This is a genomic window from Pantoea alfalfae, from assembly GCF_019880205.1.
Classification (GTDB): domain Bacteria; phylum Pseudomonadota; class Gammaproteobacteria; order Enterobacterales; family Enterobacteriaceae; genus Pantoea; species Pantoea alfalfae.
This window is the reverse complement of the sequence record NZ_CP082293.1, coordinates 25,016-40,929: the sequence shown is the minus strand read 5'-3', so window position 1 is coordinate 40,929 and position 15,914 is coordinate 25,016. Positions and strand designations below refer to the sequence as shown.

The following is a 15,914-nucleotide window of genomic DNA, read 5'->3' as shown; positions in this document are numbered from 1 at the left end:
GTGCTTTCACGGGCGCATCACGGAATAACGCGCGCCGCCCGAAAGCGGGCAAACAGATCGCAGAACATCTCATCCGTCGCGCGATAACCGTGAAAGCCCGCCCGCCGCAGCTTGCTGCCGTCGCCAAACATGTCGTAGTTCCAGCCAAAAATAAAATCAGCGAAAGCGCCGTCACTCAGTGCCAGAATATCTGCTTCAACTAATGTGTTATCCCCGGCGATTTCCCGCCACAGCGCACGATAATCCTGAAATAGTTGCCGGAACGACAGCGAAACCGGCGGCGCGATCTCCAGTTCAAACCAGGCTGCAATGACCGGCCATAGCTCACTCCAGCGCCAGAGATCGCCATTATTGATATTAAAGGCCTGATTGCGTGCGTCAGAAGTGCGTGCGGCCCAGATCGTCGCGTCGGCCAGCAGAGTGGCATCGGTAAAATCGACCATACTGTGCCAGGTTTCTGGCGAACCGGGAAAGCGTAAGGGCAGCCGCGCCGCGCGACAGATTGAAGCGTAGAGCGCCAGGCTCAGCGCCAGGTTCATGCTGTTGCCCGGCCTGTCACTGCCGACCACACCGGGCCGCAGCGCACTCCAGTGCCAGCCTTTACCATGCTGTTGTGCGCTCAGCCAGTTCAGCTGCGCGGCGTTAAACTCAGCACCCGGTACACCAGGATCGCTTTCCCGCGCCGGCGTTTTAAAGCGTCCGAGATGGGCGCCATACACCTTGTATCCCTGCATCAGACTGACATGCTCAAGTGGGGCGACATCCTCCATGGTCTGAACCAGATTTTGCAGCATGGCAAGATTTGGTCCGACCATCGTTCCCCAGTCAGAAGCGTTCAGCCAGGCGCTGTAAAAGATATGCGTGACGTCGGTGAGTGATGCCAGCCGTTGCTGGCACTGCTGACTATCGCGCAGATCGACCGCTATAATCTCTGTTCCGCTGACTGCAAAGTCTGACCGATGCGTCAGTGCCTTGACCTGCCAGTGGTCTGCTACCAGTGCCTGACTCAGTTGCTGACCCACAATCCCGCTGGCACCCGCCACCAGCGCAACCTTTTTACCCTGTGTCGTTTTCATGATCGCTATCCGATTAAGAAAGAAGCCGCATTCTCACCTGTGTAAAATTCTGATTAAATCCCCGTAACCGGATATCACTTATCAGGAAAATCTATAAATGCAGAACAAACTGACTGCGATGCAGACCTTCATCCGGGTGGCGGAAGCGGGCTCCTTTTCGGCGGCAGCACGGCAAAACGGCATGAAGCAGTCGGCTGTTAGCCAGCAGATCGCCGCACTGGAGGAGGCACTGGGCGTGGTGCTCCTGCATCGCACCACGCGAACCATGGCGTTAACTGAGCCGGGTCACCATTATCTGCAACAGGTCAGGCAGCTGCTTGGTGCGATGGACGAACTGGAGCAGCAACTACGGCCTGAATCGCAGCCGCTTCATGGCAGAGTGCATATTCAGTTGCCGAGCGGCATCGGGCAGCGGCTGATGCCGCATCTGATCGCTTTCCAGCAGGTGCATCCTGCGCTGCGTCTGAATATTGCGCTGGAGGATCGCCTGTCGGACCTCATCGTGGAAGGCGTTGACGTGGCGGTTCGTGTCAGCGAGTCGCCACCTGCCACGCTGGCTGCCCGTTCGCTCGCCACGATTGAAACCGTGCTGGTGGCTTCCCCTGAGTGGATAGCGCGCAACGGCCCGCCGCAGACGCCCGATGACCTTATGCGCTATCCGCATATACGTTTTAGTGGTATAGCGACTGATGCGCCGCTGCAGCTGGTTTCTGCGACCGCGAAAGTCTCTGTTCCGGTAGAAAGCGTGTTTCGGTCTAATAACAGCGATGCCTTGATGCAGGCCCTTGAAGCAGGCCTCGGTATCGGCGGCTTACAGACGCTGCCTGGCGCAGACGCGCTGGCCTCCGGTCGACTGGTGCGGGTGTTACCGGACTGGCGAATGCCCGACCGTTATCTCTATGCCCTATTCCCGGATGCCCGTTTTATTCCTTATAAGGTCCGTAAGCTGGTCGGACGGTTAAGTGAGGTGTTGATGCAGGGATCAGGGCAGAGCCAGATCTGATGCCCAGGCGATTTTATTAATTCGCAGGGTGCAGCAAAACCCGGAAACGCTTAAAACCCTCGCAAAGCTCTGATATGACCGTCCGGATGGTGTGCAGCGCATTCTTTCACACATGCGCCTGGTATCCGATGCCCGGCGGGTTAACTCAGCCTTCTCTTACGCCTAATCAGACAGTGCTTTTGCCACCATAAGCCAGATTTTTTAAAAGGTTCACATTCAGACCAACGACACTTTTCACCCTCATCAGGGCGTGGCAGGATAAGCGCAATCTATCAAGGAGTGTGCCTGATGTTACTGAAAGGTATGAACGATCCGCTGCTGAAAGCGTATCAGCATCCCAAATCACGGATGATGATCAGCCGTTTCAGGGGGCTGGCGGGCGACAGAAGACTCAGTGACTGGCAGGCATTCTGTATTCTGGTAACCGGCTTTACAAATTACTGGTATGTGCAGGCTGGTCACTACAGCATTAATATCACGCTCACCAAAACTCGTCAGTTCGACTTCCTGCAGGACTTCCTTCATTTCACAGTCACCCTGGATGGATTGATCGGCGATGAACATTTTCGCAGCCCGGACTTTGTACTGCCACATTACGATGTGCCTTATGAATTCTGTCGCTGGCGCAACAAGCGCAGCTATGACGCCTTAACCACCTATGTGAGTAAACAGGGGGTGAAATCTCATAAAGGGATGTTTGTCGCCTCGGAAGGCGCGTCTCCGGAAGAGCAGGTGATGAAATGGGAAGGGGTGGTCAACGTCTATGACAAAACCTTTTTCAGTATGACTAACTTCAATACAACTCAGGAATTCCTGATTAAAGACCTTCGTAAATCCATTCAGGATGGATTACTGAAGCACCTGAGTTTTTACCGCGATCTGTTTCACTATATTTTTCCCACACCGGCAGAGGCACGATTGCAGGCGCGTGACGACAGGCGCTATCTGATGAAAAGATAGCGCCCGGTCATTTTACTTTCAGTCACTGGCATCCGCACAGAATGGTCGCTGTAAGGCGGATCAATCTGTTATGAGCGAACCGCTCTGAAAGTTTACCACTTCATCTCGCCGGTATTCACTTTCGCGCTGAGTTCAAGTGACGCCGGCTCAGCCAGTTTTGGCCAGGCGGTGTTCATGGCGGCAATTACCGCTGCTGAGGTTTTATGTTCTGACAGCGCCGCTTCAAAACTCTTCAGATAATTCAGGGTGAAATCCACAGCCTGCGAGCCGGCTGGACGCTCACCCAGATAGTGGCCCGGAATAACATTTTTCGCGTTGAGCGTCTGCATCTCAGTGAGGATATGGCGCCACTCATTGCGGCTCTTAACGGTCTGAGTGTCAGCCGTCCATACGTGGATGCCAGAGGAAAGGGCTGTACCGCCCAGAATGGTGCTCACAGAGGGGATCCAGATGTATGCAGCATATTGATCAGGATGACGCAGTTCCAGCGCCTCGCCATCCACGCTGAAGCGGGTCTGATGCGTAACGTCTGGCACAAAGACTTTATCCGGTGCACCCTGTTTCATCTGAGGGCCCCAGTATTTCAGCTTGGCGTCATGAGTCTGCTGGATATGCTTTACCACCGCAGGTGCGGCAACGATTTTGACGTCCGGCCAGGCTTTAACAATCGGCTCCAGACCGAAGTAGAAATCGGGATCGCCCGAGGTGATCACAATCTCCTTCAGCTTTTTACCACGCTTTTTAATCATCTCCACCAGCTTCTCACCATCCTGGATGCTGAACTGGGCATCAAACAGAATTGCTTCGGTTGGCCCGGAGACCAGGGTTGAGGAGACGGCAAAAATACCTTTCTCCTGCGGATTATAGGTTTCCAGTTGCAGCGTGGCCGCGCTGGCGGAGGCGGAAGCCAGAACGAGTATCACAGGCAACAGAGCAGTTTTCATTAATATTCCTCAGAGATATATGCCCGACTCAGGCAGGTGTATCGGGCGATGTGCAGAATCAGTAGCGCTATTCTACGCATCTTGCTATCTGTTAGAATTCCCGGAATCAGAGATGCTGAGTTTCATAATCCGAACAGGTGAGTGGGATGGACAGAGTGACGGCAGCTGCCGTTTTTAACCGGATATGTGAGCTGGGTAGCCTGAGTGCTGCTTCGCGTGCGCTGGGGATCTCGCGGCCGATGGTCAGCCGTTATCTGGAAGAGATGGAAAAGTGGGCGGGTACGCGTCTGCTGCATCGCTCGTCGCGCCGGCTGACCCTGACGCCTGCCGGTGAGGCGATTCTGCAAAAGACCCGCCAGCTGGCTCTGCTGTCAGAAGCGATCCAGCAGGAAACCACCCAGAGTGTTCCAGCCGGAACGCTACGCATCGCCTGTGCCCATTTTACGGCGCTTCATCTTGTCGGCCCGGTCGTCCCCGATTTTCTTGATCGTTATCCGGCGCTGCGCATCGAACTGGATATTAACAATCAGCCGGTAAGCCTGATCAGCGAGCGGATCGACCTCGCCATCCGTATCACCGATGCGCCAGAGCCGGGAGCAATCGCACGCCGTCTCGGTGAATGTCACTCTGTACTCTGCGCCTCCCCCGTCTATCTGCAGAAGCGAGGCATTCCGCAAACGCCTGGCGATCTGGCGCAGCACAACTGCCTCTACTACAGTCGTTTTGCCGGTCAGAGCTGGCATTTCACGGCGGCTGGTGGCGAGAAAATCTCTGTCGCCGTTAAATGGAATTTCAGTGCGGGCATTTCGTCACTGTTATGTGACGCAGCGATTGCAGATTGTGGGATAGCGATGGTGCCTGAACTGGAAGCACGCCCTGCGCTTGAAGCGGGAAAGCTGGTTGAGTTATTGCCCGATTATGCGCCGCAGCGCATCGGTATCTGGGGGCTTTACCTGTCGCGTGAGCACCAGTCTGCCGCGCTGCGTCTGATGCTGGATGAACTGCAAAACAGCATTCAGAGCCGGTGATGAGAGGAAATCGAACTGAGAATGATGGGGACATTTATGAATGATGATCAACAACTGTACTGGAACCCTATGGTGCCAGAACTGACCGTTACTGACTTTGCCGTTTCGCTGCATTTTTACACCGTTGTGCTGGGCTTTGAGGTGCGGATCCAGCGTCAGAATCCTGACTTCGCATACCTCTGCTTTGGTGAGGCGCAATTGATGATTGAACAGTGCCATCCGCAGGGGTGGAACACAGCTGAACTGGAGAGGCCGCTGGGGCGGGGCATTAATTTTCAGATCGAAGTCGATGACATTCAAGCTGTAATGACAGGTTTGCAACAGCATGCCGTGCCACTTTTTCGTGCGTTGAGTGATAACTACTATGACACCGGCGAGACAACCGCCTGCCAGCGGGAGTTTCTGGTACAGGATCCAGATGGTTATCTGCTGCGCTTTAGCCAGTATCTGGAATAAGCTGAAAGCGTTTTCGACACTACCAGTGATGACTTAAATAGCGTAAAAAACGCGCCTGTATTCTGCATTTTATTTTGAATGTTCAGTCATAATAAATATATGTTTTAACTTTACCGGCTTTATTACAGTCGTAGAGGAAATTCAGCCTGCATTTTACAGCAGGACAATTAATGATTACCCGATCCGCTAACAAAAAATCCATGCGTAGCAAGGTAATGAGTGTAAAGATTAAATAAAGGGGCTGAAGGTGTGGCTTCTTTCTGAAAAGGTCATCAGGAAAAAGAACCCAGGCGAAAAAATCTTTCACGCTATGGTCTACACTCACGTTACTTAGCTGGATTAGATAATTCTTAACATTGTCTTTGTAATGAATTTCATTTGGGTAAGTGGTTAAAATTTACATTTATTTTTTCACTCAGCACTTAATCTTTGGGCATGTATGCCGATAACAGGTGATACATACTCAGGAGGACGCACTATGAAATTATTTTTATCTCTCTGCTTTACCACGTTGCTGATCACCCTGGCTGGTCCAGCGAGTGCAGATCCAAATTCAGGTACTATCATCTTCAGGGGAGCCATAACGAACGGTTCGTGTAATATGAATATCGGGCAGAATCCTGTTGTGTTTGACTGCTATGATCCCGCTCGTGGCAAGGCTGTCGTTACAACTGCTGACCTGATGAACCCCAAATCCCTGACTGGCTTGCCTGTAGAAGTAAAAATGCACTGGTTTAACCCTGCGAAATCGAAAGGGATTATTGAGGTCAGCTATCTCTGATTCCCATAACGGATTTTAGTGTTTACCTGAAAACCCCAGTGCGATCTGCAGGTCATAACTCGCAGAGAGTGAATAAAGCATAAAGTCCCTGACATAATAAGGTCTAATCTTCCGTATACCTGTTCAGCAAGAAACAATGTGCTGCACCTTCACCTGGAGATTCAGGTGAGTGAATTCCAGGTGCAGGCTGATGATGCTGACAATTTATTAAAACTCTTTTATTTTATGTGTTCTCAAGCGCTATACCGGTTCCCGAATGGATAAAGATAAAAACCCACCTTTATAGCTAAAGGTGGGTTTTTAATGGTTTTATAAAAAACATCCGGGGATCACGAAGGATCAGAAGAGCGCTGAGTAAAGTACTTCGTACTTTGACGCTTCTCCTTTTTACGACGCAGAACCAGACTGGTGGTAATGATCAACAGTGTTAATCCGCCGGTTGCCAGTAATTCAGCCTGATGCTTCGCGTCAAACAACATGATCACAAGTACGGTCGTGATAAACAGAATCGTTACCCACGTCAGGCCTGGGAATAGCCACATCCGGTAATTCAGGACTTCACCCGCCTTTTCGCGCTTTTTACGCAGCACAAGATGCGATACGGCAATCACCAGATAGACCAGCAGCGCAATCGCCCCCGACGTCGCCAGTAAAAACTCAAACACGACACTTGGCGCAAGGTAATTCGCGATGACTGCCAGAAACGCAGCAGCGGTCGAGAGCAATACCGCAACCCACGGCGTGCCGCTGCGATTAGTGCGTGAAGCAGCAGCAGGCGCATCTTTGCGGCGGGAGAGGGAGTAAAGCATGCGTGATGAAGTATAGAGTGCAGAGTTAAGACAGCTGCACACCGCCATCAGCACCACCAGGTCGACAATCAGCCGGGCATGCGGAATGTTCATCGCCGTTAATACCGTCTGCCATGAGCCCTGTTCAACCAGGCCAGGCGTGTTCCACGGCACCAGTGCGACCACAAAGAAAATCGACAGCAGATAAAACAGCGCAATGCGCCAGATAACCGAGTTAGTTGCCTGGGTAATCTGCTTGCCAGGGTTTTTAGACTCGGCAGCGGCAATAGTGACGATTTCGGTACCCATAAAAGAGAACATCGTGGTCAGGATGGCCGCTACAACCGCACTCATACCATTCGGCATAAACCCGTGCGTGTCATAAAGATGCGACAGGCCACTGGTGTTGCTGTCAGGCAGCAGACCCAATACTGCCGCCCCCGCCACACCCAGAAACAGGATAATGGCCACGACCTTGATCAGCGCAAACCAGAACTCAAATTCCCCATAATTTTTAACGCTGAGCAGGTTGGTAATGGTCAGCAGTAACGTGATGGCAAAGGTATATTGCCAGATGGCGACCTCGGGGAACCAGGCGTGCAGAATCGTCCCCGCTGCATTGGCTTCAAGTGGGATCACCAGCACCCAGAACCACCAGTAGAGCCAGCCGATGGTAAAACCGGCCCAGCGACCCAGCGCTTTGTCCGCATAGGTTGAGAAAGAGCCTGAATCGGGTGAAGCGACGGCCATCTCGGCCAGCATCCGCATAATTAACACCACCAGCGCACCGGCAGCCGCGTAAGAGATCAGCACCGCAGGACCGGCTTCAGAAATAGCGTGGCCGGAGCCGACAAACAGCCCTGCGCCAATCACACCCGCAATTGAGAGCATACGCACGTGGCGCGGTTTCAGGTTTTGAGCCAGCGAATCTTCATTCGCACTCTGATTCATCGTCATGTAAACGTCTCCAGGCGACGTCCGGCCTGAATGGCCGGACGAAAGGGGAACAGGCTTGCGTGAACGCACAGCGAAATCAGGCCGGGACGACGGGATGTCCGGCAGAAGCAACACAGTGATTAATTACCGTGGAGAGAATGGTCAGCGCCTGGCTGAACTGGGCATCAGGAATGATGAGCGGGTAGAGGAAGCGGATGACGTTGCCTTTAGCTCCACAGGTCAGCAGCAGCAGGCCCTGTTCCATTGCCATCTTCTGAACCGCCTGCGCGGTGCTGGCCTGATAGAACTCCATCGCCACCATGGAACCCAGCGCACGTACGTCAGCAATGTCCGGATGTTTGCGTTGATGCTCCAGCAGTTCAGCTTCAAGCCTGGCACCGAGATCGACGGCGCGCTGGCAGAGCTGCTCCTCTTCAATCACATCCAGCACCGCATGGGCTGAGGCGATAGCCAGTGGGTTACCGGCATAGGTTCCGCCCAGGCCCCCAGGCGCAGGTGCGTCCATGACCTCTGCACGACCGGCGATGGCGGAAAGCGGCATGCCGCCTGCCAGGCTTTTTGCCATGGTGATAATATCGGCCTTCACCGGATAGTGCTCCATGGCGAACAGTTTGCCGGTCCGGGCAAATCCACTCTGGACTTCATCCGCAATCAGCAGAATGCCGTGGCGATCGGCCAGCTCCCGCAACTGCACCATAAACTCTGCCGGTGCGGCATGGAATCCGCCTTCCCCCTGCACCGGCTCCAGCACGATCGCGGCCACATCATGCGGTGCAATGTCCTGGGTAAAGATTTCGTCGAGGCTGATCAGTGACGCCTCAATGCTGATCCCCTGAACTGCGCTGGGGTAGCGTGCATGGAAGACAGAAGGTGGCATCGGGCCGAAGTCCCGCTTGTAGGGCGCCACTTTACCGGTCATCGCCATCGTCATGAAAGTACGACCATGGAAAGCGTTACCAAAGGTGATGATGCCGTGACGGCGGGTATAGGCACGAGCCACTTTGACCGCATTTTCCACCGCTTCCGCGCCAGTCGTGAAGAAGGCCGTTTTGGCCGATCCGGCAATGGGCACGCGCTGATTAATGCGCTCGGCCAGGGCGATATAACTTTCGTAAGGGGTTATCTGAAACGCTGTATGGGTAAACTTTGTTAACTGATCGGCAATGGCCTGTTCAATACGTGGATGGCGGTGGCCCGTGTTCAGCACCGCGATGCCGCCAGCGAAATCGATCCAGCTTTTACCGGCCTGATCCCATAAGGTGGCGTTTTCTGCCCGGGCAACGTACCAGTCGCACAGCGTACCGATGCCTTTAGGGAGAGCCTGTGCTTTGCGCTGCTGCATCAGGTTATTATTTTCGCTCATTTCATCCACCTCGTTAATATGCGTGTTTACAATTCCCGACAAACACGTTTATTTATGCCTGAGGCGTGGTGAGTTGCCAGAGCCAATTCTCAGAGGAAAGGTGGAGCCAATTGCGACTCTTGTACGCAGATCATCTATTAGCACGGTTACAGTTTTTAAGAACCGGCTCATTACATCAGCGGCTGCTGAATTGTATGCAGGCCGCAATCGCGGAAGAGGTGTTTCCCCGCGGAAGCCGTCTGCCGCCAACCCGCGATCTGGCGCGCGAACTCGGCGTGTCGCGAAACACGGTAATGCATGTTTATGAAAGTCTGATGGCGCAGGGGTATGTCACCGCGCGCACCGGCAGCGGGACATGGATTGCCGAGACGTTGCCGGAGAATTCTCTGCAAAGTGATGCGATTGCCGATCTTCAGGCGGTGAGGGCGCAACGACCCGCGACGCTGTCAAAGCGGGGTGCCAGTCTGCTGGGGCATGCAACTGCCTCGCCCTGGCAGTGGGGCGCGTTTGTGCCCGGCGCACCCGATGTCACCGAATTTCCTCACAAGCTGTTCAGCCAGATTCAGGCGCGGCTGAACCGCGAACCTGACGTACATCGCCTGGTCTACAGCAGCGGCGGCGGCTGTCCCGATCTTCGCCATGCGCTGGTGGATTATCTGCGGGTGGCGCGTTCCGTACGGGCCGATGCTGACCAGATCCTGATTACCGAAGGGGTTCACCAGGCGGTTGATCTGGTGACGCGGGTGTTATGTGATCCCGGCGATCGGGTCTGGATGGAGGAACCGGGCTACTGGGGAACACGTAATTTGCTGCGCATGAATGGTCTGAAGATTCGCGCGATGACGGTGGATGAGCAGGGACTGGTACCGGACAGCGGCCCGGCCCCTAAAATGGTGTTTGTAACGCCTTCCCATCAGTATCCGCTGGGGGTGCACCTGAGCCTGGCGCGTCGTCAGGCATTGATCGCCCTGGCACGCCGTCATCAAAGCTGGATTGTTGAAGATGACTACGACAGCGAATTTCGCTTTTCCGGTCAGCCTCATCCCTCACTTCAGGGGCTGGAAGCCGATGCACCGGTCATCTACATGGGCACATTCAGCAAGACACTCTATCCCGCTCTGCGTATTGGCTACATGGTGGTGCCGAAATCGCTGGCACAGCCGTTGCGCATCGCGGCGGCGGAACTCTATCGCGGCGGACACCTGCTGATTCAGCGGGCGCTGGCTGAGTTTATCCGACTGGGCCACTACATGGAGCATATTCGCCGGATGCGCCTGCTTTATCGTCAGCGGCGGCAGTTTCTCTGCAGGCTGATTGAGCGCTATCTGGGACCAGCATTTTTACCGGCATTCAATCATGAGGCGGGACTGCATCTGGTGATGCCGCTGCCAGCGGGCGCGGATGACGTTGCGATAGCTGCAGAGGCGCTGAAACGCGGGGTCAAAGTGCGACCGCTTTCGCAATACTATATGCATCCGCAGGAGGCGCGCGGATTGCTGTTGGGTTATGCCTGCGTCAATGAGCGGCAGTGTCAGGACGCCTTTGGCACACTCAAAGCCTGTCTTATGTCCGCAGGGATGGTCTTTAGTCCGCCGCGTTAGCGGTTCATAGGTTTTAAAAGGCAGCAGTTTCAGGGCTGGAGCTGTGCTAACGCATTGACATTTCATCAGCGTCACCGAGAATACAGCTCTTTGCGTTTCGACCAGAAAATACTGGAGTTTATCATCGCCCTTAATCCCTTTTCTGCACAGGCCAGAGCGGCTATTAAGCGAGGCGCTGCGCTGGCTGCGGCGTTATTGCTGGTCAGTTGCGCATCCGAACCGCCGAAATCGCTGGTGACCCCTTTTCCGCCCGTAACGAAACAGCCATTACCTGTGCCCGGCAAGCCAGCACAGCCTCAGGCTAGTCAACCGATGCGGGGTGTCTGGTTAGCCACGGTGTCACGTCTCGACTGGCCGCCCGTGGCGTCGGTGAACGGCACCAGTCCGGCGCAGCGTATCCGCCTGCAGCAGCAATCCCTGACCAACAAACTGGATAAGCTGAAAAGCCTGGGCATTAACACGGTGTTTTTCCAGGTGAAGCCGGATGCCACGGCGCTCTGGCCCTCAAAAATCCTCCCCTGGTCGGATATGCTGACTGGCAAAATCGGTGAAGATCCAGGATATGATCCGCTGCAGTTTATGCTGGATGAGGCGCACAAGCGCGGCATCAAAGTTCATGCCTGGTTCAACCCTTACCGGGTATCGGTCAATACTAAACCTTCGACCGTCAGCGAACTGAACCGCACGCTGTCACTGCATCCGGCCAGTGTTTTTGTGCTGCACCGCGACTGGATCCGCACCGCAGGGGATCGCTACGTGCTCGATCCGGGCATTCCTGAGGCGCGTGACTGGATCACCAGCATTGTGGCCGAGGTGGTGGCGCGTTATCCCATCGACGGTGTCCAGTTCGATGACTACTTCTATGCCGAATCAGCAGGTTCGCTGCTCAACGATAATCAGACCTTCAGTCGCTATGGGCAGGGTTTTGCCGGTAAAGCGGACTGGCGACGTCACAATACTCAGCAACTGATTGAGCAGGTGTCACGCACTATCAAACAGCTGAAGCCAGACGTTGAATTTGGTGTCAGTCCGGCGGGCGTCTGGCGCAATCTGTCGCACGATCCTGCTGGTTCCGATACCCGAGGCGCGGCAGCGTACGACGAAGCCTTTGCGGATACCCGTCACTGGGTGCAGCAGGGTCTGCTGGATTACATCGCTCCGCAGCTCTACTGGCCTTTTTCCCGTCAGGCTGCCCGATATGACGTGCTGGCAAACTGGTGGGCAGAAGTGGTGAAACCGACTAAAACCCGGCTCTACATCGGTCTTGCGCTTTATAAAGTCGGCGAGCCATCAAAAATTGAACCTGACTGGACGCTCCAGGGTGGTGTGCCTGAACTGAAAAAGCAGCTCGACCTGAATGAATCTAACCCCAATATTGATGGCACCATTCTGTTCAGAGAGAACTATCTGAATCAGCCGCAGACTCAGCAGGCGGTGAGCTACCTTAAAAGCCGCTGGGGAGGCTGAAATGCCCGAACAGCATGACCAGTGCGGTTAAGTTTTCCCTGTGACTTACTGCTATTCTTGCGCTATATAACAGGCTCTTTTCCATATGTTATCTTTCAATTCCCAGCTATTCCGGGTATTCCCGCGATAGCTGGGAATCGCTAAAAAAAACCAGTAACATTTGGGTATACTATTCCTCAATGTTCCTGTGGTTTCCCTTCACTTCCCCTTTTTTCGTGTACATACTGGTGTACATAATTCCCAATCTCCTAAGAATCTATGGCGCTCTCAGATGCTGCCCTGCGTTCAATGCTGGGCAAGGAATATGAAAAAGTTCAGGTAAAAACGGATCGTGACGGACTATCTGCCCGGATATCCTGCAAAGGTCGAATCACGTTTCAATACCGCTATCGCTGGAACGGGCAGGGGGAACGTGTTGATATCGGCACCTATCCCGCCACCAGTTTAAAAGAGGCTCGCGACGAGGCAGTAAGAATGCGTGGCGAGCTCGAGCAAAACCGCAATCCTCGTTTACTTAAGCGCATGGCACGCCATGAGGCTTATTCTGCGCTGACCGTTGAAGACGTGATCAGGGCGTGGCTCGAAAAATATGGCGTCGAAAACAAGAGTGATTATCAGCAGGTATTACGGTCATTTGAACTACACCTTTTTCCACAAATAGGCATAGTTCCCCATGATAATGCGCCGATAAATATGTGGTTAAATGTACTGGAACCACTGGCACGAAAAGTACCATTTATTACCGTCCGGCTGTTGAGCAACGCAAAGCAGGCTCATAACTGGGCTGTGCGCCGACAGCTGATCAAAACCACTCCATTAAGCGACCTGCGAATTGCTGATTTAGGAGTCACACTGACGCAGTGCGACCGTGTTTTATCCAGTGATGAAATCGTGACCATTTTCCGCGCGATGGAGGCTAGCAGGCTTGCGCCTAAATTTAAATTGTTGGTTCAGTTGTGCTTGCTGTTTGGTTGTCGTGGCGGTGAACTATCGTACGCAGAAAAAGCACACTTCGATTTTGAAAAAAAACTCTGGTCAATTCCGCCAACGCATCATAAAACCGGTAAACGCACGCGTAAGCCGCTGGTGAGACCAATCATTCCTGCGGCAGAGGAAATGCTGAAGGAATTATTCGATCACTCTGCGCACAGCCATTATGCGATTGCAAAAAATCGGCGCGACGTTCCCCAGGGCCGCTCCACTCTCGCTGATATTCCACAATTAATTATTAACGCCGCACGGCGGCACCTGGGCATCGAAATGGAACACTGGACGTTACATGATCTGCGCCGCACAGCGCGCACGAATTTTTCAGATCTGACTGAGCCGCATATAGCGGAAATCATGTTAGGGCATAAGCTGCCGGGCGTCTGGCAAGTGTATGACCGGCATAGCTATATCGAGGAACAGCGGCGCGCCTACTCGCTGTGGTGGGCGCGCGTCACGGCGTGGGCTTATGGCGAGGGTAAAGTGTCGGTGCTGGCGCTTTCCTCGTGATAGCGCATGATGTCGCAAGTACGAAACGTTAAACGGCTACGGCGAACCGGTACCGGAAACGCGGGATTATGAGGCCGCTTAGTACGGCCGTTTACTGATACCCATTTGCGGAGAGTCTGAGGTGCAACACGCAGCAACAGGGCCGCTTCGTCCAGACTGAGATAGGGCATCTGTAATAATGTTGCTACGTCAATTTTTTGGCTTTGCATTGTCATTGCCGTTTTAATCTCTCTCATTTTTCCGCACTAATCTATTCCTAGCCTTAACCTATGCCATTGCATCCTGGCTGGTGGCCACCGTTAAAACCAGTCCATAATTTCTTGTTGTACGCGAAGTTCTGCATCGCTATATCCCTTCAACGGATCATTATCATCAATCGCGTCCAGCGCAGTATATTTAGCCTGTTCGCGACAAAATGTTTTCCATGCTTTTTTGCTGGGAAAATGTGTGTGCCATTCATAGTTTTTCGAAACGTTACGCCAAGCTTTATTAGCCAGTTGCATTTTCGATTTAGCCATTACTCACCATCCTTGACGATTTCATTAACTGAGATAGGCGTGATGCTATCCAACAACAGGCGGGCGCGTGTGCTTCCTGCGCCCCCACGGCGTCCAGTCTCTTTGTAGTAGTACTCTTTGCCGCTAACTACCCAAGTTGTAGCGCTCTGGTGCAATCTGACCTGTTTTTGCCCGGTGTTCGTGATCACCGTCCCGGTGTGAGTTTTAACGGCCATTTTCACCATCCTTACAGTCAAGGGCGCGGCGTAGCACTTCCTGGTATTTTGGGGCGCCGCGCTTATAGCGCCATGCTCTCTCATCAGCACAAATCAGCGACCAGAGGTCGGGCGCTATGGCAAATTCGATGGCTTCACGCATCCGAACGTTCTGCTGGAGAACGTTGTCATATTCGGACGCGAAAACGTATTTACCCTGAGCTGCTGGCATGATTGCGGCAGAGGCAACCGGGTTAAATCGCTTTACTGTCATACATTCTCTTCCTTGATTTCAGATGACACACAGTTGATTTTCCTGTGCTCATTTATGATTTCAGAAAGCTCTCTCCAAGTGTCTGGTGTGAATTCCCATTCATCCTCACCAGTAAGTGCGTCAGCTAAAATTGCTACTGCACGCCTCGCTTTCCTTACATTTAACTCTGGCGAGATAACACTGCGTGTTACTTTTTTCTTTCCAGCAGCAGTGGCCGCTTTCTTATCTTGCTCAAGAATTTCCGCAGCTTTTTCCCCATGTTCTTTAAAGCGGTCAACTGCAACCTCAACTGAAACTTCGCCGTCCTTAACAAGCTGTTGCACGTTATGGTTTGCAGAACTTAAGGCCAGCAATTTCTCTACAGTGGGTATTGATTTGTGAACCAATTTAGCGATTTCGGAGGTGTTCAGATTGAAAGCAGCAAGTTCTTTAACGACTGCGGATTGTTCAATTGGGCTTAGAGAAAGCTGATTGTTTGAAGTCATGATGCGCGCCAGGCGATCAATGTCACTTCCTACAAATGGAACGATAGCAATACGCTCTACCGGTTTACCCGCAGCGCGGCAGCGTTCATAGCAGCGACGGCGACGGTGGCCTTCTACCACCCATACGCCTCCGTCGTCACGCGCCACGGCTTCAATCGCCGGAACGGTTCCTCCAGCCATGAGAAATGCAAAGAGGTCATCATCAGCAAGGCGAGTGCGCTCGTCGTCCTCGCGTTTATTAAAACCTTCCTTGACGTAGATGTTATCCAGACTGATAAACATGCCGCTATCGCTGCGAGAAATTATTTTCTCTTTGATCATTTTTTTGAATGAATTAGCCATGATTTTTCCTTATGTGAATTTGGCGTTAACGCTTTGCAGGAGTAACTAAATTAAAATGGTTTTCTTCCTGCGTTTCTTTATGCGCCTTGCTCTTTCCTTTTTGTTTTTAGCTATAACCCTGATTGGAACAGGTCGTTGTGTCTCTTCACCGCAGCGCCTGCGCATACCAGCGCGCATTTC

At 53.1% G+C, this 15,914-nt stretch carries 16 protein-coding genes; 8 read left to right on the top strand and 8 right to left on the bottom strand.

Annotation, left to right across the window (positions count from 1 at the left end; all coding sequences use genetic code 11):
• Nucleotides 1–17: 17 nt before the first annotated feature.
• Nucleotides 18–1,076 carry an SDR family oxidoreductase gene (locus tag K6R05_RS18640; protein WP_161735715.1) on the bottom strand — a complete coding sequence of 353 codons (1,059 nt, stop codon included), beginning with the start codon at nt 1,074–1,076 and terminating at the stop codon, nt 18–20.
• Nucleotides 1,077–1,173: 97 nt separating this feature from the next.
• Here K6R05_RS18640 and K6R05_RS18635 point away from each other — a divergent pair, with 97 nt between their 5' ends.
• Entirely contained in the window at nt 1,174–2,079 is a 906-nt protein-coding gene (locus K6R05_RS18635; RefSeq protein ID WP_161735717.1) for a LysR family transcriptional regulator, read from the top strand.
• Between the two features lie 288 nt (nt 2,080–2,367).
• Nucleotides 2,368–3,039, top strand: a complete 672-nt coding sequence (locus K6R05_RS18630; protein ID WP_222925596.1) for a hypothetical protein — start codon at nt 2,368–2,370, stop codon at nt 3,037–3,039.
• 92 nt (nt 3,040–3,131) lie between these two features.
• Here K6R05_RS18630 and K6R05_RS18625 read toward each other — a convergent pair whose 3' ends face one another.
• Nucleotides 3,132–3,983 (bottom strand): Vmh family MBL fold metallo-hydrolase, encoded by an 852-nt coding sequence (locus K6R05_RS18625; protein WP_222925595.1) that lies wholly within the window; start codon nt 3,981–3,983, stop codon nt 3,132–3,134.
• A gap of 146 nt (nt 3,984–4,129) precedes the next feature.
• Between K6R05_RS18625 and K6R05_RS18620 the strand changes: the two genes are divergently transcribed.
• The 3 genes from K6R05_RS18620 (at nt 4,130) to K6R05_RS18610 (ending at nt 6,248) form a co-directional block, all read left to right on the top strand.
• Nucleotides 4,130–5,011, top strand: a complete 882-nt coding sequence (locus K6R05_RS18620) for a LysR family transcriptional regulator (RefSeq protein WP_222925594.1) — start codon at nt 4,130–4,132, stop codon at nt 5,009–5,011.
• 36 nt (nt 5,012–5,047) lie between these two features.
• The gene (locus K6R05_RS18615; protein WP_161735725.1) at nt 5,048–5,467 is read left to right on the top strand and encodes a bleomycin resistance protein; all 420 of its coding nucleotides are present in this window, start codon (nt 5,048–5,050) and stop codon (nt 5,465–5,467) included.
• Between the two features lie 478 nt (nt 5,468–5,945).
• The gene (locus K6R05_RS18610; RefSeq protein WP_161735727.1) at nt 5,946–6,248 is read left to right on the top strand and encodes a YmdA family protein; all 303 of its coding nucleotides are present in this window, start codon (nt 5,946–5,948) and stop codon (nt 6,246–6,248) included.
• A 329-nt stretch (nt 6,249–6,577) separates the two neighbouring features.
• Here K6R05_RS18610 and gabP read toward each other — a convergent pair whose 3' ends face one another.
• Together gabP and gabT are read right to left on the bottom strand one after the other, a co-directional pair.
• Nucleotides 6,578–7,993: a GABA permease gene (gene gabP, locus K6R05_RS18605; RefSeq protein WP_222925593.1), complete on the bottom strand. Its 1,416-nt coding sequence runs from the start codon at nt 7,991–7,993 to the stop codon at nt 6,578–6,580.
• A gap of 76 nt (nt 7,994–8,069) precedes the next feature.
• Nucleotides 8,070–9,356 carry a 4-aminobutyrate--2-oxoglutarate transaminase gene (gene gabT, locus K6R05_RS18600; protein WP_222925592.1) on the bottom strand — a complete coding sequence of 429 codons (1,287 nt, stop codon included), beginning with the start codon at nt 9,354–9,356 and terminating at the stop codon, nt 8,070–8,072.
• 110 nt (nt 9,357–9,466) lie between these two features.
• On the opposite strand from gabT, the gene pdxR reads away from it, so the two are divergent.
• The 3 genes from pdxR (at nt 9,467) to K6R05_RS18585 (ending at nt 13,921) form a co-directional block, all read left to right on the top strand.
• Entirely contained in the window at nt 9,467–10,957 is a 1,491-nt protein-coding gene (pdxR, locus tag K6R05_RS18595) for a MocR-like pyridoxine biosynthesis transcription factor PdxR (protein ID WP_222925591.1), read from the top strand.
• A 90-nt stretch (nt 10,958–11,047) separates the two neighbouring features.
• Nucleotides 11,048–12,424, top strand: coding sequence for a glycoside hydrolase family 10-like protein (locus K6R05_RS18590; RefSeq protein ID WP_256497358.1), 1,377 nt, complete (start codon nt 11,048–11,050; stop codon nt 12,422–12,424).
• A gap of 258 nt (nt 12,425–12,682) precedes the next feature.
• Nucleotides 12,683–13,921, top strand: a complete 1,239-nt coding sequence (locus tag K6R05_RS18585; RefSeq protein WP_222925590.1) for a tyrosine-type recombinase/integrase — start codon at nt 12,683–12,685, stop codon at nt 13,919–13,921.
• A gap of 299 nt (nt 13,922–14,220) precedes the next feature.
• Here the strand turns inward: K6R05_RS18585 and K6R05_RS18580 are convergent, their stop codons facing one another.
• From K6R05_RS18580 to K6R05_RS18565, 4 genes are read right to left on the bottom strand one after another with little or no spacing between them, the layout of a single operon-like run.
• The gene (locus tag K6R05_RS18580) at nt 14,221–14,439 is read right to left on the bottom strand and encodes a hypothetical protein (RefSeq protein WP_222925589.1); all 219 of its coding nucleotides are present in this window, start codon (nt 14,437–14,439) and stop codon (nt 14,221–14,223) included.
• Nucleotides 14,439–14,654: a hypothetical protein gene (locus tag K6R05_RS18575; protein WP_222925588.1), complete on the bottom strand. Its 216-nt coding sequence runs from the start codon at nt 14,652–14,654 to the stop codon at nt 14,439–14,441. The genes K6R05_RS18580 and K6R05_RS18575 overlap by 1 nt, the downstream gene beginning before the upstream one ends.
• Nucleotides 14,644–14,907 (bottom strand): hypothetical protein, encoded by a 264-nt coding sequence (locus K6R05_RS18570; RefSeq protein WP_222925587.1) that lies wholly within the window; start codon nt 14,905–14,907, stop codon nt 14,644–14,646. Before K6R05_RS18570 ends, K6R05_RS18575 begins: the two co-directional genes overlap by 11 nt.
• Nucleotides 14,904–15,734 (bottom strand): ParB-like helix-turn-helix domain-containing protein, encoded by an 831-nt coding sequence (locus tag K6R05_RS18565; protein ID WP_222925586.1) that lies wholly within the window; start codon nt 15,732–15,734, stop codon nt 14,904–14,906. The genes K6R05_RS18570 and K6R05_RS18565 overlap by 4 nt, the downstream gene beginning before the upstream one ends.
• Nucleotides 15,735–15,914: the final 180 nt, after the last annotated feature.